Origin of the sequence: Oceanobacillus locisalsi, from assembly GCF_042675985.1 — a bacterium.
In the GTDB taxonomy this organism is placed as follows: Bacteria; Bacillota; Bacilli; order Bacillales; family Amphibacillaceae; genus Oceanobacillus; species Oceanobacillus locisalsi.
The window spans coordinates 38,487-58,690 of record NZ_JBHTKK010000011.1 but is presented as its reverse complement, the minus strand read 5'-3'; the positions used below and the strand labels follow the sequence as shown (position 1 = coordinate 58,690).

Here is a 20,204-nt window from a genome sequence, read left to right as displayed (position 1 = left end):
ATTTCCTCCTGTACCTATGGAATGGAAGTTACGTAACAATAAATAATAAAGACCTTTTATGCATTGCAGCAAATAGCAATGCATAAAAGGTCTTTGTCATTTATTCCGTTTTTGAAAAGTATTTCAATATCATTTTAACGATTTCCATTGCAATCACAGCTGCAACTGCTAAACCTGTAGCAATTCCCCATTCTGCCAAACCAAATACAGCAGGAATATTAAATACATCTCTGGAAAATGGTAGTAATGTAATGCCATATAATGCAAATCCGAGGACAACCGCTCCAATTACATACTTATTAGCAAAGAATCCCAATTTGATGGACGTCTGTGTATTCGAACGTGCTGCAAAAGTCTGCAACGTCCGTGACATAATCAGCGTGGTAAACGCCATTGCTACACCCATCTCATTCGAATCAGCTAAGCCAATATAGAAGGAAATAATTACAACCACAGCAATCAAAATACCGCGTGTTAAAACAGTCCGGAGCGTACCGCCCGCAAATATGCCTTCATTCACCGGCCGCGGTTTCCTTTTCATTACACCAGCTTCCGATTTTTCCATACCTAAAGCAATTGCAGGCAGCGAGTCATTGACTAAGTTAATAAATAACAGCTGCAAGGCTGTAAATGGATTCGGCAGATTGAAAATAACAGCATACAGAATTGCAAGGATTGCTCCGAGGTTCCCGGCAAATAAATAACCAATAGCTTTTTTAATATTATCAAATACCGTTCTCCCGACCTGAACTGCATTGACAATTGATACAAAATTATCATCGGTCAGAATCATTGCCGAGGAGTCTTTGGAAACATCCGTACCGCTTCCCATGGCAATACCGATATCTGCCTGTTTTAAAGCTGGTGCATCATTTACCCCGTCACCTGTCATAGCTGTGACAGCACTTCGTTGCTGCCAAGCGCGTACGATTCTGATTTTATTTTCTGGAGAAACGCGGGCATACACCGAAATTTGTTCAATTTTTTCTTCTAATGCTTCATCTGACATTTTATCGAGATCTTTTCCGGTAATTGCAATATCCTCATCACCCATCAAACCGATATCTCGTCCGATAGCCTCTGCAGTGGTTTTATGATCTCCGGTAATCATAATAGGCCGTATTCCCGCTGCCTTCGCTTCTTCAATCGAACCATACACTGCTTCCCTTGGCGGATCCATCATGGCCGTCAGTCCGACTAATACAAAATCCTGTTCATCTTCATGCGTAATATCTGTCTGATTATCAGGCAGAGGCTTATACCCATAAGCCAATACACGTAAAGCCTGGTTAGAGAAATCTTCATTGGCTCCTTCAAACCGCTCTAATACATCATCGGTCAATGGCTGCACTTCTCCATCCAAGAGCACATGGCTTGCTCGATGAAACATCACATCCGGACCGCCTTTAACAAATAACAAGCGTTCTCCGTCAATATGATGAACAGTTGACATCAGTTTACGATCTGAATCAAACGGCAATTCTGCTTCCCTCGGATATTTTTCCCGTAATTCCTGATAGTCGTGAGCTTGTTTATTAGCAAATTGAATTAAAGCAATCTCTGTCGGATCCCCGATTTCTTGGTTCTCCTGGTTGATATACGAATCATTACAAAGCGCTGCAATATAAACCAGCAATTTCTCGGATTTGTCCCAATCATCCGGATTTTCCGGTAAACGTTCATTCGCATGAAAAGGTAAAAATTCATCCGTGACGGTCATTTTATTTTGTGTCAGCGTCCCTGTTTTGTCTGTACAGATAATACTGGTCGATCCTAGCGTCTCTACAGCCGGCAACTTACGAATAATCGCGTGCTGCTTCGCCATTTTGTTCGTACCGACAGATAGAACAATCGTAACGATTGATTGTAATGCCTCGGGGATAGCTGCCACAGCAATAGCCACCGAGAACATCAGTGCATTTAATAACGCTGTTGTTGTATCTGCTTCACCGCCGCCAAACCATATTCGCGCTGCTTGCACAGCAAAAATAGCAACACAAAGAATCAAAATGCCGATTCCGAGTTTCTTGCTGAAGCTGTTTAATTTCTGCTGTAACGGCGTTTCTTTTTGTTCTGCGGTAGAAAGCATATCGGCAATTTTACCGACTTCTGTTTGACTTCCGGTACCTGTCACAACAAAAGAGCCCCGTCCATAAACAACGAGCGAACTGCTATATACCATATTCAGCCGATCGCCTAAAGCAGCTTCCTCTTCAATAACATCTACGTTTTTTTCAACAGCTTCTGACTCACCGGTAAGCATGCCTTCATTTACCCGTAATGAACCGTTTTCCAGCAGACGCCCATCGGCCGGAACATAGTCCCCAGCCTCTAAGTAGACAATATCTCCGGGCACAAGCTCTTTTGCAGCAATGGTCTTTTCTGTTCCATCCCGCATCACATTTGCATCTGGCGCAGACATATCCTGTAACGCCTCCAGAGAGCTTTCCGCTTTTCTTGTCTGGACAACACTGATGACTGCATTGATTAACAGGACAAGGAAAATAATAATGGACTCGACCCATTCTCCAATTAATATTTGTACTGCGGCTGCTGCCAACAGAACAATAACCATGGGATCTTTGAAAGTCTCCAGGAATAATTTCCAAGTCGGTACTTTTTCTTTGTCCTCTATTTCATTATAGCCGTATTTCTTAAGCCTTGATGTTGCTTCTTGTGTTGTTAAGCCTTGTTGAGAAGTGTCAGCTGTTTCCAAAACTTCTTCCAGCTTTTTTTGATATGTTTCCATGTCTCAATCTCCCTGCTTGTTCTTTTTGCAGCTACATAATACTACCTGCACTTGACATCTTCAAGAAAGTGCTATTTATATCTGTTATTTTTAACGTTTTTGTACATATTAAACACTTTTCTCTTATGTGAGCTATTACCTATTTTCAACCAATTAAAACGCTATATAAATTGAATTAATAAACCTGTCTTTTGTGCTAAAAAATGAAGCCATTTATTTTAGAATTAAGCATCATAACTAGCGAAGGAAAAACACGGAGACTCCTATGGGAAAGCGTAGTGTGAAGACCCCGCAGAAAAAGCGGTCTTCTTTTTCTACCCGCGGGGCACGACGGATACGACGTCCTAGTATCGACGTTGGTCACAGGACGTGACCGTTCTTAGTCGATGAAAGCGCGACTTTGCTTCTGTCAGCGCCTGACTGCTTGCCAATCAGCAAGTCTTCTTTCTACCCGCGGGGCATAAGTGCGACTTTGCTTCTGTCAGCGCCTGACTGCTTGCCAATCAGCAAGTCTTCTTTAAAGGAGGTTGAGGACAAGCCCATGGAAAGCGTAGTGTTTTTCCGTAGCGAGTGTTAGGAAGGAAAATATTAATTTCAAGTTATATAGATAACCAGAAAAAGTATTCTTTACAAAATGATCATAGCTTCTTAGTACCTATCCACAACAAAAAAAGGAGTAAGCTTTACGCTCGCTCCCTATCATCAAATGCAATATGTCTATTTCGATAAGTATGTATACAGCTGTACATCATTCTTCAGCTTCTTCCAGCATTGCTTCAAACAGCTGCTGCCGGTTCTCCCGCCGCAAGAAATCCTCTGTCGTAATCTGCTGCAGCAGCTGTTTCTTTTGTTTTGCCGTCAATGGATAAGCCAGAATGCTTTTTCGTGCCTGATCAAGAAAAGCAAGGTCTTCTTCCACTTCTACAGGAAGATGCTCCTCCAACTGCTTCTTAAGCCGCTTTGCATATATCGGGCTGGCACCGTTTGTGGACAGTGCAATCGTTAATTGCCCCTTCTTCAACACAGCTGGAAAATGAAAATCACTTTTCTTCGCGTCATTTATTATATACACCAGCTGATCCGGCCGTTTATTTTCATAAAGAGATTGATTCAGTTCCGCTTTTTCCGTCATTAATAGGAGTATGGAACTGTCAAACTGCTCCCTTTCCTGTACCATTCTTTCCTTCCACTTTATTTCTCCATTTTCATACAATGCCTGCAAATCGGGATGAATTTCAGGTGCGATAAGCGTTATATCCGCGCCGGCTTCGAACAAAGGCTTGATTTTTTTTGCTGCAATCGCTCCTCCGCCTACAGCAATCACGGTTTTATTTTTTATCTCAAACAAAATTGGAATTCGCATCAGGAGACTGCCTCCCCAGTAAGGCATGCACTCGGTCAACCAGGACATCTACCAGCTGATCATCAAAACCCAGATACGGGCACAAAATAAATTGTTTATCTGTCCGTTCCGATAATTCATCCAGCTTTTGGCGTAATTCTCTCATTAACACACCGGAGAATAACAAATACGGAACAATAAATACACGGTCATAAGAACTGTTCACTTCCCGCTCCAGTCCTTCATTCAGTTTCGGATGCGTAGCAGCCAGATAACACGTATTTACTTCGCTAACCGGAGCCGCTTCCCACAATAAACGTGCAATTTTGGCAAGGTCACTATTCGCATCAGGGTCGCTACTTCCTCTGCCCACCAGCAGCACGGAAGCTGATTCACGTTCTTTATAAATAGGCTTTTGGCCTGTTTGCTCTAATCCGCCCATTTCCAGACGCTTGGTAAGTAAATCAATCATTGCGGGATCGACCCCCATTACATTTCCATAAGAAAACGTCACTTCCGGATAGCGCTCCTCCGCCTCTGCAATCTCGTTTGGAATATCCAGCTTTGCGTGACCGGCTGATAGCAGCAGCACCGGTACTACTGCAATTTGTGTGGCTCCTTGCCGCACACAGTTGTCAATTCCTGTTTGGATGGACGGCGAAGCAAGTTCTATAAAACAGGTTTCCTGAATCGCTACTTGCGGATTTTTCTTCTTCGCTTTGTCCACAAAAGCCAAGAGTTCTTCATTGCCTCGTTGCACCCGGCTTCCATGCCCGATATATAAAATGGCCTGCATCCTAAACTCACCTTCTTCCTGATTTCTATCTCCAGTCTATCAAATTTCTGTTGGCTAAACGATACACATTTTAAAACTTGTGTGAATAATTAAGATAATGCCGCAGCAAGCGGAAATTCTTTTTGCACCAGTGCTTCAAATAGCGCTTCTTCGCTCGGCTCCGATAATACCGTCGCAATAGAATAACCAGCCTTAACAGCAGCTTGCTTCGATTTTTCTCCAAAGCAAATCACATGAGCATATGCACTGATGCTTTCCGGCGATTCTCCACAGGCTTGAAAACCCTCCGTCACGGTCTGAACAGAACGCGCATTAGGAAAAATAATAGTTTCAATCCGTTCTTCTTCTTGCAGGCGGCTGAAAGTTTCAAGCGTTTGCGGCACACGGTTATAAGTGTGTGTAGCAATAAAATCATCACCAAATCCGATAGCATAACGTTGCTTTTCCCGGTCTATCCCTTCCGAATCTCCCAATATAACCAATGAAGAAGCATGCGAATCCCTTTCTGTCACTTCTTTTCCAACACAATGATAAGACGCTAAAGCTTTTATTGTTTTTGAAGACACGCCATAGAATTCCCCTTGTATATGACGGATATCTATTTTATTTGCCTGCAAGGATGCAAAGAAAACATCCACACTTGCGGGTGAAAGAAAAAGAAGATCTTTATCTGTCGGAATATCGGTTGCCTTCAACAGCTTCTTTTGCAGCTGCATGCGCGGAAATTCAAACACTTCCGCTCCTTGATCCCTTAAATGCTGTCCTATCGTACTTGACTCTTCGCTTGCCCGGCCAAACAGCACATGCTGACTGAACAGCGGCTTGCTTTCAAACCAGCTGGCTCCTTTTTTGATACCACTTACATCCCCTGCCAAAATAATCGCAGGATTTTTAAACTGTGCTGTTTTTGCCTTTTCTACAATGGTTGCAAGGCTTCCCTGCAACGTTCTCTGTTTCCCTGTTGTTCCCCATTGTATTAATAAGACTGGTGTGTCAGAGGCGCGTCCATGGGAGATAAGCCGCTCTGAAATATGAGGAAGATTCCCAACCCCCATATAAAACGCAATTGTATCGACTCCATTCGCAAGCGCATGCCAATCAATTAACGGTTCGCCTGAAGGTGATTTATCATGACCTGTAATAACAGCAAAGGAAAGGCTGTGTTCACGATGGGTAACGGGGACACCCGCATAAGCAGCAGCTCCGATTCCTGCCGTTATTCCTGGAACAATTTCATAAGGCACACCTGCCTGTTCTAGTGCTTCCGCTTCCTCCCCGACACGGCCAAAGACACTTGGATCCCCGCCTTTTAAACGGACAACCTTTTTTCCCTCCAAGCCGCGCTGTACCAATAAATCATTAATCGCTTCCTGACGCAGTATATGTTTCTTAGGCATCTTGCCGCAATAAATATATTCTGCTTGCGGGGAAGCATATTCCAGCAAGAGCGGATTAACCAGCCGATCGTATAAAACAACTTCCGCCTGCTGTAAATACCGATACCCTTTCGCTGTTACTAACCCAATATCACCCGGACCAGCTCCAACCAGATAAACACATCCTTGATTCCCCATCATTTCTCCCCCTCATTTCAACACTGATACGATCCACTGTCACATGAACCTTGTTATTGTAAGAAAGTAAAAGAAAAGCAGGGTGGCGCTGCAACCCTGACTTTTCTTAAACATTCGCATACCTGAAATCATCAATCATGAAAGTCTGTTCCCGAAATAACAGCTTTCACGTATTCTTGTCGGACGACAAAATCACCGAAGTGTTCTCCGTCCAGCCGTTCTTTGGCATAATGCTGAATCATCGGCTGCAGCGTTTCTAGAATTTCTTTTTCCCCAATACCCTCACGGTAAAGCTTACTTAAACGCTGCCCGGCGAAACCTGCTCCTAAATACATGTTATATTTCCCTGGAGCTTTGCCAATAAAGCCTATCTCTCCTAACGCGGCTCGTGAGCATCCATTCGGGCAGCCGGACATGCGGATGATTATTTCTTCATCCCGAAGTCCCTCATCTTCAAGCAACGCTTCCAATTTTTCAATCAAGGAAGGCAGATAACGTTCCGATTCAGCCATTGCCAACCCGCAAGTCGGAAAAGCAACACAAGCCATGGAATTCCGGCGTAATGCAGACTGCTGCTTTCCATCGGACAATCCATATTCCTCGATGAGGTCTATGATTTGCTTTTTCTTCTGGCTGGTAACATTTCCGATAACCAGGTTTTGATTCGCAGTTAAACGGAAATCTCCGGTATGAATCTTGGCAATTTCCCGCAATCCAGTCATCAGCTGATAATCCTCTTTATCCTGGATTCGTCCATTTTGAATAAAAAGCGTAAAATTCCAGCGATTATTTGTACCCTTGACCCAGCCATAACGGTCGCCATTATGGTCAAAATGAAAATCACGTTCCTCTTCCAGCTGCCACCCTAAACGTTCTGTCAATTCATTTTTAAGCCAGTCAATCCCTCTGGCATCAATGGTGTATTTAAAACGCGCATATTTTCGTTCGGAACGATTTCCATAATCGCGCTGAATCGTAATGATTTTTTCAGCGACATCTGTGATCTGCTCCGGCTTACAGAAACCGATAACTCTTCCCAGCTGCGGATACGTATTGGTATCCCCATGGGTCATCCCCATTCCGCCGCCTACCGATATATTGAAACCTTGAAGCTGCCCATCCTCCAGAATAGCTATAAAACCTAAATCCTGTGAAAAGATATCGACATCATTGGATGGCGGGACTGCCACGCCAATCTTGAACTTTCTTGGTAAATAAACTTCCCCGTACATCGGTTCCGTTTCATCACTTTCTTTGGTATCAACCACTTTTTCTTCATCCAGCCAAATTTCATGGTAAGCATTCGTGCGCGGCGATAAATAATCACTCAGGGTGCGGGACCATTGATGAACTTCGGCATGAACCTCCGATTGATCCGGGTTCGGGTTACACATCACATTCCTGTTCACATCTCCGCAGGCCGCAAGGGTATCCATCAATGCATCATTGATACCTTTCATACTGGCTTTCATATTCCATTTTAAAATGCCATGCATCTGAAACGCCTGTCTTGTCGTCAATTTAATTGTCTCGTTTCCATAGGTATTAGCCAAATCATCGATGACCAGCCATTGTTCCGGGGTTGCTACTCCTCCCGGAACACGGACCCGCACCATAAATTGATAAGCAGGTTCAAGCTTCTGACGCTGGCGTTCTGTACGTAAGTCCCGGTCATCCTGCAAATAACTGCCATGGAATTTCATTAACCGGTTATCTTCATCGGGAATCCCCGCACTTATCGGATTGTTTAAGGTTTCTACCAATGACCCGCGTAAATAATTACTCTCTTTTTTTATTCTTTCTACATCACTTGGCGGTCCGTCTTGAATATGAACCGGTTTATGAACTGTTTTATTATCTGTCATGCATTATTCTCCTTCCTCTGCTAACTAATAGACATCCCGCTGGTAACGTTTTTCCTGCTGCAAGGTAGTCAGGTAATTATGCGCCTGTTCTGAATCATAATTTCCTTCCTGTTCCAGAATTGTCATTAACGCATTATGGACATCATTTGCCATATTTTTCTCGTCCCCGCATACGTAAACTACTGCTCCTTCTTGCAGCCACTCATAAATCTCTTTGCTTTGCGCCAGCATACGATGCTGTACATAGACTTTCTCTGTTTTATCACGTGAGAAAGCAACATCCATTTTGGTTAGCGTACCGTCTTTTAACCAGCGCTGCCAGTCTGTCTGGTACAGAAAATCCGTTACAAAATGCTGGTCTCCGAAGAAAAGCCATGATTTCCCTTTCGCTTCCATCATTTCACGTTCTTCGATAAAAGACCGAAATGGAGCAATGCCTGTTCCCGGCCCGATCATAATAATAGGTTTATCCGGATCTTCAGGAAGTTTGAAATTCGGATTTTTATGCACATAGACAGATAGGGATTGCCCAGGTTCTCTGCGGTCAGCACACTGCACGGAGCAGACACCATTTCGATCTCTGCCATACGTTTGATAACGTACAGCGCCAACCGTTAAATGCACTTCGTCAGGGTTTGCTTTATAACTGCTTGCCACCGAATAAAGGCGAGGCGGCATTTTGCGCAGCAATCCGATAAATTCTTTCGCCGGCAAATCCTTTAGTTCATAATCGCGAATTAAATCTAATAAATCACGTCCATATACATATTCTTTAATCGCTTCATCATTTTCTTGAGCCATGAGCAGTTGTAATCCCGTATTTTGGGTGAACTCGGCAACCTTCTGCAACAATGGCTTCGTCAATACAGTGATTTCAAAAGTCTTCCGCAATGCTTCCAGTAAAGGAACTTCATCTCCTTTTTTATTCACAGGAATCAACTCATCCGGATTCCAACCTGTTTCTTTCATCAGCTCATCCACGATAACAGGATCATTTTCAGGATAAACGCCGATGCTGTCTCCTGGTTCATAATCAAGGTTCGATCCTTCCAGCGACAATTCCATATGATACGTTTCTTTATTGGAACCGCGGCCGTTCATTTTAAGATTTTCAAAGATTTCCGCCTCGAACGGATTGGTTCTGGAAAATGAAGATGCTTTGGTTTCTACGGTTGCAGCTGCTTCTGCGGCTGCCGGAACCGGAGTTGCTTCCTGCGATGCAACAAGTTCGTTCACCACATTTTCAAGCCATTCTTCCGCATCTTCATCATAATCCAAATCGCAATCCATCCGGTCTATGATTCGCTTTCCTCCCAATTCTGCCAACCTCTCATCAAACTGCTTGCCTGTTTCACAGAAAAATTCATAAGAGCTGTCCCCCAGTGCCAATACGGAATAATTCAACGATTCCAGTTTCGGCGCCCGGCGTCCATGCAGAAATTCATGAAACTGAATAGCAGTATCCGGCGGGTCTCCCTCCCCTTGTGTGCTAATAACAATCAGCAGATTTTCAAGGTTCTTCAATTTATTCGGCTTAAAATCTGCCGTAGAGACAAGCGTCACTTTCATTCCTTTTTCCTCTAGCTTGCTAGAAACTGTTGTTGCCACTTCTTGACAATTTCCTGTCTGTGATCCGAAAAGGACAGTAACCTCGACAGGGGAAGCTTCTGTTACAGCTGCAGCTGGTAAGTCAAGCGGTACTGCCGTATCTGCAGCAGCCGGGGCTGTACTTTGTAAAGCAGACAGATAGCCGCCCAGCCATATTTGTTGTGTCTCTGTCAGTGTTGGAAAAAGACGATTGAGCAAATCAACTTGCTCTTGATTAAATGGACTATTATTTACTTGAAATTGCAACGCTATCAACCTCACAAATTATATTTAGATAACTTACCTGATGACTCATGGAATTGCCTGCAATGTTTAAATGAATGACGACCTCTGCTTTCATTTCTGGAGGGGAAACTCATCTGATTGATTCTGCAGGCAATTGCTTTCTTTCTTGTAAAAATGCAATAATTTCATCAACACACGCATCAATGGATTGCTGATCAGTATCAACGATTAATTCCGGATCCAGCGGTTCCTCGTAAGGAGAGCTGATGCCGGTAAAATTACTGATCTCCCCGGTACGTGCTTTTTTATAAAGTCCCTTGGGATCACGGCCTTCACAAGCTTCCAGGGAGCATCGCACATAAATTTCAACAAATTCATCTTCTTGCACCAGCGCTCTCACACGATGACGATCTTCTGCAAAAGGAGATATAAAGGCTGTGCAGACAATAAGTCCAGCGTCTACAAACAGCTTGGCGACTTCCCCGATCCGCCGAATATTCTCTTTACGGTCCTCCTCATCAAAGCCAAGCCCTTTATTCAAACCATGCCGAACATTATCCCCATCCAGCACATAACTGTTTAATCCTTGTTCAAATAAGCGATGTTCTAAAGCATTGGCTAATGTGGACTTTCCAGCTCCGGAAAGTCCTGTGAACCACAAAATACAACTTCCATGCTGATTCCTCTGTTGCCGTTCTTCTTTCTGAACAGCTGTATCATGCCAAACAATATCTTTTGTTTCTTGTTTCAAATAAACATCCCCCTTCATTTAACCTTTTATTCTGATAAATTTACTTAGATTTAAGTCGTTAAATTCCTCCGCCTTCATCATAAGTCGAACGACGCTCTGCACGTGTGGACAAATAAAGGCTGTAAACACCTGCTGTCGCAATAAAAACGGAAAGAATGACAAAAAGTGTATAATAATCTGTTGTTTTAAATAAAAGAATAAGTCCATAGGATAATACTAATGAAATAACCGGTGAAACCACCCAGACTTTGATAATTTGCTTGACTATGCTCTGCCTCCACATTTTAAACCCTTTATCTGCTGTGCCAACACCAACGATGGCAGAAGTTGTTATTTGGGTAAGCGGCACCGGCAATCCAAAAATAGACGCTGTTATTACCAAGCTGCCCCCGGTGAAAGATACAGCACTGCCTTGTAATAAAGAAAGCTGCGTAATTTTTTTCCCGTTGGTTTCCAGCACCCGACCGCCCAGTAATACGGCTCCAAGGGATACGAACAGTCCACCAACCAATACAGCTGTTGTGACATCAAGCAGCCCGACACCAACTAAAGGACCGACCGCATTCGCTACATTATTCATCCCTGCAGCATACGCTTCAATACAACCGGCAGCGATGAGCAAAAAAGCCAATGGTCTTTTCCATTTACCAAGCTCCGTCAATTCTTTCCAACGATTCTCTGCATAGCGTATCCATTTTCCAAAAATAAGACCCATCAAAAATGCAGTAACAGGGGTAATAATCCAAAATGCCATGATAACAAGCAGCTGCTCAAATAGCAGTGCCTGGTAGGCAATACCTGCTCCAACAATCGCGCCGACAACGACTTCACTCGTAGATAATGGAATCCCTAACATATTGGCAAGGAATAAGCTGAGACATGCCGCTGCTAACACGATAATAACAACTTCAACATCCAGCACACCTGGAGGAATAATGCCATTTCCAATGGTTCGAACAACCTCGCCCCCGGATAATGCACCTAATAAAGCAAAAATAGCGACAATAATCATTGCAGTTCGCTTTTTAGAAATAGCACCGCTCCCATAAGCCGGACCCATCGAAGCGGCCGTTCCACTGGCTCCTATGTTCATCGCAAAAAAGAAAGCAATTATAAATGCAACAGCAACCAGCATAATCTCCAAACACCTCTCTCTATCTTACTTACACGCTTGCTTGCTGCTGCATCCCCCGAATAAGGACTTCTACCACTTCTTTCCGGCTGAATTCAGACGGCGGTGTCACGCCATTGGTTAACATCTCCCGTACCTTGGTTCCCGATAAAATCACATGATTTTCTTTGTCATGCGGGCATGTTTTTGTAGATGCCATATTGCCGCATGCTTTGCAATAAAAGCTATGTTCAAAAAATAACGGTGTGATTTCCAAATCTTCTTCTGTAAAGTTTTGAAAAATCAATTGCGCATCATAGGTTCCATAATAGTCACCCACTCCTGCATGATCCCTGCCAACTATAAAATGCGTGCAGCCATAATTTTTACGTACTAACGCATGAAAAATTGCTTCTCTCGGGCCTGCATAGCGCATCGCCGCTGGAAATACGGCGAGAAATACCCGGTCACGCGGATAATATTTGGACAGCAGAACTTCATAGCTTTCCATTCTAACATCTGCTGGAATATCATCTGCTTTCGTGTCTCCGACTAAAGGATTTAAGAATAACCCGTCAACAATTTCCAATGCTGCTTTCTGAATATATTCATGCGCCCGGTGAACCGGGTTTCTTGTTTGAAAACCAACGACCTTTTTCCAGCCCTGTTGTTCGAAGTGTGCTCTGGTATCTTTGGGATCAAGGTAATACGCTTGAAAACCATCGCGCTGCAATCGTTTGGTTAACGTAATAGGCCCTGCCACATAATAATCCGGCCGTTCAAATAATTTCTTTACTCCCGGATGTGCCTGATCCTCTGTTTGATAGACCAGCTTTGCTTCTTTCCATTTATTCGGTTCATATATTTCTGTAATATCGATTACACCGTACACTTCATTGTTAAAAGTCAGCTTTGCACGTTTGCCGATTTCCAGTGTATTTACGTCTTGCTCATTAACCGGCAAGGTAATGGGAATACTCCAAACCGTTCCGTCATCTAAACGCATATCGCTGACGACTGACTCATAATCTGCTTTTCCCAAAAAACCTGTCAACGGGCTGAATCCGCCAATCCCTATCAGTTCTAAATCGGATAATGCAAAGGAATCCAGTTTCACTTCCTGTGTGATTCCCTGCGTATCATATTCCGGATCATATTGCTGAATTAATGTTCCTCCATGTGGAGTAATGGTTGTCATAACGTTTACCTCCAATAATATGCATTGTCATTCTATCTGTATTGCTTCTTATTTTTGCTGATGCAAACCGCATTCTGTTTTATTGCTATTTGCCCATCTGCCGCTTCTTGCATCTTCCCCGTTTAAAACTGCTTTTGTGCAATGCTCGCAGCCGATGCTCGGATAATTCCTATCATGAAGTTCGTTATACGGCAATTGATGCAAACGGATATACATCCATATTTCTTCTTCTGTCCAATGGATCAAAGGGCAGATTTTAACCGATTCAAATCGTTTGTCTTGATTCACAAATTGCGTATTCGCTCTTGTCGGAGATTGCTCTCGCCGTAAACCGGATATCCATGCGGTATATTGATTTAATTGCCGCTCCAAAGGAATAAGCTTGCGAATACTGCAGCATAGATCCGGATTTACATTCCATAATTCTGCCCCGTGCGTTTCCGCTTGTTCTTCCGGAGTTAAATCCGGTTTCGTCATCTCAATCTTCAAAGTCGGATAGCGCGCTTTTACACGCTCAATTAATTCATACGTTTCTTTAAAATGAAAATCCGTGTCCAGAAAAACAATGGTGGCATCTTTTTTCACCTTATAAATCATATCAATCAGGACGATACCTTCCGCCCCGAAACTGCAGGCATAAACAAGTTCATCACCATATGTCTGGTAAGCCCATTTCAATATCTCCAGACTATCCTTTTTTTCCAGATTTTGATTCAGGACATTATAATCCGCTTCCGCTGCTTTTTGATAGGTTAATTGCATGCCTAAACCTTCTTTCTAAAAATGAATACTTGACTATAAATAAAGACGCCGCTCCTCCAGAATTTTTTCTGGCAAGAACGCCGCCTCTAGTTTTCTAGTCAGCAGTGTTGTTTGATTTACTTCAATCTTACTTTTTCATTTTTCTCCAATTGAATGACTTTCCCGTCTTGAACAACAATTGTCACCGTACCATAATTCAAATCATTCAATAATTCTTTTAATTTTAAATAAAAATCATCTTCATCATGTTCTATTGACATATTATCTTCCCCCTGTTCATTTTTATTGCTTGAGGAAGTTTAATTCCCTGTAATTTGATAAGATTTATTAGTTTAATAGTATTCTATCCATATTTTTGTCTTTTGTCAATCACTCCTATTAAATTTTTTCAATGAAATGAAAAATCGGAAACCCTGTTCGGAAAACTTCTTAGTTTGCAGCCTCTTCCTCTAAAAGTATTCCTATCTTAATGATATGATTTATCTTCTAAAAAAGACACAAAGAAATTGGCTATTCGTCTCTTTTTACGAATAGCCAACCCTTTACGCCTATAAATTACTCCAAGCGAACAGCTTGCTTTTAATAAACATGCTCCACTTCATAGCCCTTATCTTCTAATTCTGTCACAATGCTCGGTTCAACCGTGAAATGGGCAGTCCCTACAAAGACAAAATAAGCCTCGCCGCTATCTTCCTGTAAAATGTCATCCAGACTGTTCGCCATATCGATATTCCGGTTATCATTTAACTCTTCCATATACTCCGCATTGATTTCAGTTTCTGCATCTTCATTAGACAAATCTTCCATTGCTTCCATGTCACCCTCAAGCCAAGCTTCGGCAAGTGCTTCCATTTCCTCAGGAGCATCTTCATAGCCATCTATTGCTGCTTCCAATGTCTGTATTTGTGTTTCCATGGAATAACCGCTGAGTACCTCAAATTGTTCTTCTGCGCTTTCTAATGAAACAATTTCTTTTTCATCTTCTGTTGCTTTTTCCAAGAAATATAAATCAACAGCAGATTGAGAGTCTACCTCACTTTCCATTGTTACGAATTCAAGTAGCATCATCTCCACAAACCAAGGCTGAAATTCATTCATTGTTTCTAATTCCAGCCCATTTTCTTCCAAAATAGAAGCAAGATCTGCATAGGTGTCCTCGGGAAGTTCCTCCTCCAGCGTTGTATCATCCTTATATGTAGCATATGCCATCATTTCCTCCTGAGAAGGCATTTCTTCCAGCAAATTAACTTCCGGCATTACCACATCTGCCCGATCATAAGCATCTTCAATAGCCGGATCTAATGGATAAAAATCATCATTTCCTAAATGAATCGTTCCTTGTAAATACATTTCCGTATCACCGGATTCCGATTCCACCTTCCATAAGAATCCGCCGTTTCCTTCGCCGCTTTCCTCCTCTTCTTCTTCTTCCACTGCTTCTTCTGAATTCTGATCTTCTTCCGTTACAGGCTCTTCCTCTTCATTTTCTGTTTCAGATGCATCCTCGTCTCCGCTGCAAGCGCTCAGCACGCCGAGAAATAAAACAATCGATAACGCTAACAAAAATTTTTTCATGCAAAAAATCCTCCTATACTTTGTCAATCCTATGTAAATGAATTAGCAATAACTACATTTTAACAGAATAAAACAGATATGGAGCAAATATTTTAAAAATTATTTATATATGTAATCAAGCAGAGGGAAAAGCTAAATAGCTTTTCCCTCTTTCAATGCATTATATTTAATAAGCTATTCTTGATATGAAGTACACAAAAAAGCTGCTGCACAATGAAGTGATTCATTGTGCAGCAGCCCCTAAAGTTTTATTTAACCGATAGAACCTTCCATTTCGAAGCTGATAAGACGATTCATCTCAACAGCATATTCCATTGGAAGTTCTTTTGTAAATGGCTCAATGAAGCCCATTACAATCATTTCTGTTGCTTCTTCTTCTGTTAAACCGCGGCTCATCAGATAGAAGAGTTGTTCCTCAGATACTTTGGAAACTTTTGCTTCGTGCTCTAAGGAAATGTTATCGTTCAGGATTTCGTTGTATGGAATTGTATCCGATGTGGATTCATTATCCATAATCAGTGTATCACACTCAATGTTGGAACGAGCTCCTTCTGCTTTACGTCCAAAGTGTACTAAACCGCGGTAAGATACTTTCCCGCCTTTTTTAGAGATAGATTTGGACACAATGGTGGAAGAAGTGTTTGGCGCCAAGTGATGCATTTTCGCACCGGCATCCTGTAATTGCCCTTTTCCTGCTAAAGCGATAGAAAGGGTATTTCCGCGTGCGCCTTCACCTTTAAGAAGGATAGAAGGATATTTCATCGTTAATTTAGAACCGATATTTCCGTCAATCCATTCCATTGTTGCATTTGCGTCACATACTGCACGTTTTGTAACAAGGTTATACACATTATTTGCCCAGTTTTGGATAGTTGTATAACGGCAATAAGCGTCTTTCTTTACAATGATCTCTACTACCGCACTGTGAAGTGAATTTGTAGTATAAACTGGTGCTGTACAACCTTCTACATAGTGTACAGATGCGCCCTCATCTACAATAATCAGCGTACGTTCAAACTGTCCCATATTTTCAGAATTGATACGGAAGTAAGCTTGTAGCGGTGTGGTTGCCTCTACGCCTTTTGGTACATAGATAAAGGAACCGCCGGACCACACTGCAGAGTTTAGTGCAGCAAATTTATTGTCTGCATACGGAACAACTGTCCCGAAGTACTCTTTAAACAATTCTTCATTTTCTTTCAATGCTGTATCTGTATCTTTAAATACGATACCGAGCTCTTGAAGATCTTCTTTTAAGCTGTGATAAACAACTTCTGATTCATACTGTGCAGATACGCCGGCAAGATATTTTTGCTCTGCTTCCGGGATACCTAATTTATCAAATGTCTGTTTGATTTCTTCAGGCACTTCATCCCATGTTGTGCCTTGTTTCTCAGAAGGTTTTACATAATATACAATCTCATCGAAATCTAACTCGGTAAGGTCTCCGCCCCATTGCGGCATTGGACGGTTATAAAAATGTTCCAGTGCCTTCATACGATAGTCGAGCATCCACTCCGGTTCTTCCTTCATTTTCGAAATCTCTTTCACGATATTTGGCGTTAATCCTTTTTCAGTACGGAAAATAGACACGTCTTTATCGTGAAATCCATATTTGTACTCTTCTATTTCAGGTACATTTTTTGCCATTGTTGATAACCTCCCTCTGATTATTACAACTCTGCCTTATTCTTCGTGCACGCCCTTTTCCATGGCTTTCCAAGCAAGGGTGGCACATTTTATACGTGCAGGAAATTTGGAAACTCCCTGAAGTGCTTCAATATCTCCCATCTCTTCTGAGTCAACATCATGTCCTAACATCATTTCAGAAAAGTTTTCGGACATTTTTACCGCTGCTTCCACTTCCATTCCTTTAATCGCCTGTGTCATCATTGATGCGGATGCCATACTGATGGAACAACCTTCCCCTTGGAATTTCGCATTCTTTACAATTCCATCCTCGATGTCCAATTGTAATTGAATCCGATCTCCGCAAGTCGGGTTATTCATATCCACTGTAACAGAATCTTGTTCTAAAGCTCCTTTGTTACGCGGATTTTTGTAATGGTCCATAATAACTTGTCTGTAAAGTGTATCGAGGTTATTCAAAGCCATTCCCAAAATACTCCTTTGTCTTTACCAGCCCGGATACTAACTGATCAATATCCTCTTTTGTATTATAGAGATAGAAGCTGGCTCTTGCCGTTGCGACTACATCTAACCATTTCATTAAAGGCTGTGCACAATGATGACCCGCCCGTACAGCGACTCCTTCCATGTCAAGAACGGTTGCTGTATCATGTGGATGAACTTCATCCAGATTAAATGTAATCAATCCGGCCCGATTCTGCGGTCCATAAATTTGGATGCCATCTATTGTTTGCATCTGACCTAACGCATAGGTTGCCAGTTCTTTCTCATGGGCCAGTATTTCATCTTGACCAACTTCATTCAGAAAATCGATTGCTGCCGCAAGCCCAACTGCTCCGGCAATGATCGGAGTACCACCTTCAAATTTCCAGGGCAGCTCCTTCCATGTAGAATCATATAAATCTACAAAATCAATCATTTCCCCGCCAAATTCTATTGGTTCCATGTTTTCTAATAGTTCTTGTTTTCCATACAAAACACCGATTCCTGTTGGTCCACACATTTTATGACCAGAGAAAGCATAAAAATCACAATCGATATCCTGTACGTCTACTTTAACATGCGGAGCACCCTGTGCGCCATCCACGACCATTACAGCATGGTGCTGATGTGCAATTTCGGTTATTTCTTTTATTGGATTAATCGTTCCAAGCACATTGGAAACATGTGTTACAGCAACGATTTTTGTTTTATCATTTACTGTATTCTTTACATCATCTAATGCAATTGTACCATCTTCTTGTAACGGGAGATACACCAGCCGGGCACCTGTTGCTTTAGCTGCCTGCTGCCAAGGAATCAAATTACTGTGATGTTCCATTGGCGTGATAACGATTTCGTCATCTGGGCCGAGATTATCTCTGGCATAGCTGGATGCCACCAGGTTCAGCCCTGCTGTTGTTCCCCGGTTAAAGATTATTTCTTTGGAATACTTTGCATGGATGAATTCCCGAACCTTTTCACGTGCCCCTTCATATTGATCGGTTGCTCTTGAACCGAGCGTATGCACGCCGCGGTGAACATTGGAATTATTATATTTATAATAATCATTCACCGCTTCAATCACCTGTACCGGTTTTTGCGACGTTGCAGAAGAATCCAGGTACACCAAAGGATGTCCGTTCACTTCCTGTTGAAGAATTGGAAATTGTTCCTTAACGGCTTTTACGTCCATTAATAAACTTTCCTTTCAATAACTTGGATTAATTGTTTACGTACAGACTCAATTGGAAGTTGTTTAACCACTGGAGCTAAGAAACCATGAATTACCAGACGTTCTGCTTCTTCACGTTCAAGCCCTCTGCTCATAAGATAATACATCTGCAGCGGATCCACACGGCCTACAGAAGCAGCGTGACCTGCTGTTACATCATCTTCATCAATAAGAAGGATCGGGTTGGCATCGCCACGGGATTTTTCACTTAACATCAATACACGGGACTCCTGCTCGGAGTTTGCTTTTGTACCGCCATGTTCAATCTTGCCGATTGCGTTAAAAATGGTAGATGCAGCGCCCTTCATTACACCATGTTGCAATATATACCCTTCTGTTGCTTTACCGAACTGACGAATGCTGGAGGTAAAGTTTTGCGTCTGTTTACCACGTCCGACAGACACTGCTTTCGCGTCTGAACCTGCATTCTCTCCCATCAGATAGGTAATGTTTTCTGAAACAGTATTTCCGTCGTTCATTTGTCCAAGTGCCCAATCAATTCGTGCATCACGCTGTGCAACACCACGGCGGTTCACGTAAGTGGTAGTGCCGGCAGCAAAGTTATCCACTGCACCATAAGCAACTTGGGCATTATCATGGGCAAATACCTCTGTTACAAGGTTAGCAACATTTTCTTCTTCTTCATTATGAGAAATATAGTTTTCCACATAAGTGACAGAGCTGCCTTCCTCTGCTACGACAAGCACATGATTTAATAACGCGCTGTCTGCATCTTCCTGCCAGAAAACAGCTTGCAGCGGCTCTTCTATTTGCACATTTTTAGGAACGTAAACGAAAACTCCGCCGTTCATAAGTGCTGCATGAAGTGCTGTCAAACGATTCTGATCAACGGCAACTGCATCTTTCATATAATATTTTTCTACCAGTTCGCTATGCTCCCTGATTGCTGTGAAAATATCTGTGAAAATAACCCCTTTATCCTGAAGGTCTTGTGCAAGACTATTATATGCAGCTGTTTGATTACGCTGGATATATAAGTTTTGCAAATTAGCATCCTTATCAAAGTATGCTTTTAACGCTTCAGGCAGTTCATCAAGGGAAGCAATTGCAGCTGCTTGGTTATCTGCATGCTGGAAATCTGTTAAATTCCAGTTTGATATTTTTGTTTTATCCGGTTTTGGCATTTCTAATGAATCAGCCATTTCCAAAGCTTTGGAACGAAACGCAGCCATCCAGCCGGGTTCATTACGGTCTTTGGAAAATGCTTGAATATAATCTTGATTGAATGGAAGCTTTGTTTCTACAGTCATGATTACCCCTCCT

At 42.4% G+C, this 20,204-nt stretch carries 16 protein-coding genes; all 16 read right to left on the bottom strand.

Annotated features, from left to right (window positions below; genetic code table 11):
* Positions 1–100: 100 nt before the first annotated feature.
* The 16 genes from ACFQ19_RS10420 to sufD all read right to left on the bottom strand — a co-directional run bounded on the left by ACFQ19_RS10420 (position 101) and on the right by sufD (position 20,191).
* Positions 101–2,749: a cation-translocating P-type ATPase gene (locus tag ACFQ19_RS10420; protein ID WP_379592017.1), complete on the bottom strand. Its 2,649-nt coding sequence runs from the start codon at positions 2,747–2,749 to the stop codon at positions 101–103.
* 748 nt (positions 2,750–3,497) lie between these two features.
* Entirely contained in the window at positions 3,498–4,112 is a 615-nt protein-coding gene (locus ACFQ19_RS10415; protein ID WP_379592016.1) for a precorrin-2 dehydrogenase/sirohydrochlorin ferrochelatase family protein, read from the bottom strand.
* The gene (locus ACFQ19_RS10410) at positions 4,090–4,887 is read right to left on the bottom strand and encodes a sirohydrochlorin chelatase (protein ID WP_379592015.1); all 798 of its coding nucleotides are present in this window, start codon (positions 4,885–4,887) and stop codon (positions 4,090–4,092) included. The genes ACFQ19_RS10415 and ACFQ19_RS10410 overlap by 23 nt, the downstream gene beginning before the upstream one ends.
* Positions 4,888–4,976: 89 nt before the next feature.
* Positions 4,977–6,461 (bottom strand): uroporphyrinogen-III C-methyltransferase, encoded by a 1,485-nt coding sequence (gene cobA, locus ACFQ19_RS10405; RefSeq protein WP_379592014.1) that lies wholly within the window; start codon positions 6,459–6,461, stop codon positions 4,977–4,979.
* Between the two features lie 131 nt (positions 6,462–6,592).
* Positions 6,593–8,326: an assimilatory sulfite reductase (NADPH) hemoprotein subunit gene (gene cysI, locus ACFQ19_RS10400; protein WP_379592013.1), complete on the bottom strand. Its 1,734-nt coding sequence runs from the start codon at positions 8,324–8,326 to the stop codon at positions 6,593–6,595.
* A gap of 24 nt (positions 8,327–8,350) precedes the next feature.
* On the bottom strand, positions 8,351–10,180 hold the full coding sequence (locus ACFQ19_RS10395) for an assimilatory sulfite reductase (NADPH) flavoprotein subunit (protein ID WP_379592012.1): 1,830 nt from the start codon (positions 10,178–10,180) through the stop codon (positions 8,351–8,353).
* 109 nt (positions 10,181–10,289) lie between these two features.
* A complete protein-coding gene (gene cysC, locus ACFQ19_RS10390) occupies positions 10,290–10,910 on the bottom strand; it encodes an adenylyl-sulfate kinase (protein WP_379592011.1) in 621 nt (206 codons plus the stop codon).
* A gap of 58 nt (positions 10,911–10,968) precedes the next feature.
* Positions 10,969–12,045, bottom strand: coding sequence for an inorganic phosphate transporter (locus ACFQ19_RS10385; RefSeq protein WP_379592080.1), 1,077 nt, complete (start codon positions 12,043–12,045; stop codon positions 10,969–10,971).
* Positions 12,046–12,073: 28 nt separating this feature from the next.
* On the bottom strand, positions 12,074–13,219 hold the full coding sequence (gene sat, locus ACFQ19_RS10380; protein WP_379592010.1) for a sulfate adenylyltransferase: 1,146 nt from the start codon (positions 13,217–13,219) through the stop codon (positions 12,074–12,076).
* A 48-nt stretch (positions 13,220–13,267) separates the two neighbouring features.
* Positions 13,268–13,981 (bottom strand): phosphoadenylyl-sulfate reductase, encoded by a 714-nt coding sequence (locus ACFQ19_RS10375; RefSeq protein ID WP_379592009.1) that lies wholly within the window; start codon positions 13,979–13,981, stop codon positions 13,268–13,270.
* A gap of 116 nt (positions 13,982–14,097) precedes the next feature.
* Positions 14,098–14,241 carry a YezD family protein gene (locus tag ACFQ19_RS10370; RefSeq protein ID WP_379592008.1) on the bottom strand — a complete coding sequence of 48 codons (144 nt, stop codon included), beginning with the start codon at positions 14,239–14,241 and terminating at the stop codon, positions 14,098–14,100.
* Between the two features lie 319 nt (positions 14,242–14,560).
* On the bottom strand, positions 14,561–15,556 hold the full coding sequence (locus ACFQ19_RS10365) for a TraB/GumN family protein (protein ID WP_379592007.1): 996 nt from the start codon (positions 15,554–15,556) through the stop codon (positions 14,561–14,563).
* A gap of 252 nt (positions 15,557–15,808) precedes the next feature.
* Positions 15,809–17,206 (bottom strand): Fe-S cluster assembly protein SufB, encoded by a 1,398-nt coding sequence (gene sufB / locus ACFQ19_RS10360; protein ID WP_379592006.1) that lies wholly within the window; start codon positions 17,204–17,206, stop codon positions 15,809–15,811.
* 36 nt (positions 17,207–17,242) lie between these two features.
* Positions 17,243–17,671, bottom strand: coding sequence for a Fe-S cluster assembly sulfur transfer protein SufU (sufU, locus tag ACFQ19_RS10355; RefSeq protein WP_379592005.1), 429 nt, complete (start codon positions 17,669–17,671; stop codon positions 17,243–17,245).
* Positions 17,658–18,881 (bottom strand): cysteine desulfurase, encoded by a 1,224-nt coding sequence (locus tag ACFQ19_RS10350; protein WP_379592004.1) that lies wholly within the window; start codon positions 18,879–18,881, stop codon positions 17,658–17,660. Before ACFQ19_RS10350 ends, sufU begins: the two co-directional genes overlap by 14 nt.
* Positions 18,881–20,191: a Fe-S cluster assembly protein SufD gene (sufD, locus tag ACFQ19_RS10345; RefSeq protein ID WP_379592003.1), complete on the bottom strand. Its 1,311-nt coding sequence runs from the start codon at positions 20,189–20,191 to the stop codon at positions 18,881–18,883. Before sufD ends, ACFQ19_RS10350 begins: the two co-directional genes overlap by 1 nt.
* Positions 20,192–20,204: the final 13 nt, after the last annotated feature.

Bases quoted from the DNA above. Each gene is read 5' to 3' on its own strand.
- ACFQ19_RS10410 (WP_379592015.1), bottom strand. From the start codon at position 4,887: ATGCAGGCCATTTTATATATCGGGCATGGAAGCCGGGTGCAACGAGGC.
- ACFQ19_RS10365 (WP_379592007.1), bottom strand. From the start codon at position 15,556: ATGAAAAAATTTTTGTTAGCGTTATCGATTGTTTTATTTCTCGGCGTG.
- ACFQ19_RS10415 (WP_379592016.1), bottom strand. From the start codon at position 4,112: ATGCGAATTCCAATTTTGTTTGAGATAAAAAATAAAACCGTGATTGCT.
- ACFQ19_RS10420 (WP_379592017.1), bottom strand. From the start codon at position 2,749: ATGGAAACATATCAAAAAAAGCTGGAAGAAGTTTTGGAAACAGCTGAC.
- cysI (WP_379592013.1), bottom strand. From the start codon at position 8,326: ATGACAGATAATAAAACAGTTCATAAACCGGTTCATATTCAAGACGGA.
- sufD (WP_379592003.1), bottom strand. From the start codon at position 20,191: ATGACTGTAGAAACAAAGCTTCCATTCAATCAAGATTATATTCAAGCA.
- cobA (WP_379592014.1), bottom strand. From the start codon at position 6,461: ATGGGGAATCAAGGATGTGTTTATCTGGTTGGAGCTGGTCCGGGTGAT.
- sufU (WP_379592005.1), bottom strand. From the start codon at position 17,671: ATGGCTTTGAATAACCTCGATACACTTTACAGACAAGTTATTATGGAC.
- sat (WP_379592010.1), bottom strand. From the start codon at position 13,219: ATGACAACCATTACTCCACATGGAGGAACATTAATTCAGCAATATGAT.
- ACFQ19_RS10375 (WP_379592009.1), bottom strand. From the start codon at position 13,981: ATGCAATTAACCTATCAAAAAGCAGCGGAAGCGGATTATAATGTCCTG.
- ACFQ19_RS10385 (WP_379592080.1), bottom strand. From the start codon at position 12,045: ATGCTGGTTGCTGTTGCATTTATAATTGCTTTCTTTTTTGCGATGAAC.
- ACFQ19_RS10370 (WP_379592008.1), bottom strand. From the start codon at position 14,241: ATGTCAATAGAACATGATGAAGATGATTTTTATTTAAAATTAAAAGAA.
- ACFQ19_RS10350 (WP_379592004.1), bottom strand. From the start codon at position 18,881: ATGGACGTAAAAGCCGTTAAGGAACAATTTCCAATTCTTCAACAGGAA.
- sufB (WP_379592006.1), bottom strand. From the start codon at position 17,206: ATGGCAAAAAATGTACCTGAAATAGAAGAGTACAAATATGGATTTCAC.